Below are 356 nucleotides of genomic sequence, written 5' to 3' on the forward strand. Positions count from 1 at the left end.
CCGCGCGCGGCGCACGGACGGCGTGCCCTGGCCTGGGCGGCGTTCACGGCCGGTGTGCTCGGCGGCCTGCTGCCGCTGGGTCACGGGCCCCGCCTGGTCGGTCTCCTCGCGCTCGTCGCGACCGTCGTGCTCACGGTCCACCGGCACCGGCTGATGGTCTGGACGGCGTGGGTGGCAGTCGTCCCGGCCGCCGGTCTGACCGCCCACCTGACCGTGCCGTGGTTCGCCGGCCTCACCCCGGCTGCTGCCGTCACCTCTGCGTCCGTCACCGTCGGCGGGCTCCTGGTGCTAGGCGCGGTGACCGTGGCGGCCGTCCGCCACGGATGGCGGCCCCGCCCCGACCCCGGGACCGGTGG

General features: G+C 77.8%; 1 protein-coding gene. It reads left to right on the top strand.

The window, feature by feature from the left end; all coding sequences use genetic code 11:
- Positions 1–356 (top strand): hypothetical protein (locus N869_RS18295; RefSeq protein WP_035063500.1); only part of this gene is annotated, 356 nt, incomplete at both ends.

The organism is Cellulomonas bogoriensis 69B4 = DSM 16987, assembly GCF_000767165.1.
In the GTDB taxonomy this organism is placed as follows: domain Bacteria; phylum Actinomycetota; class Actinomycetes; order Actinomycetales; family Cellulomonadaceae; genus Actinotalea; species Actinotalea bogoriensis.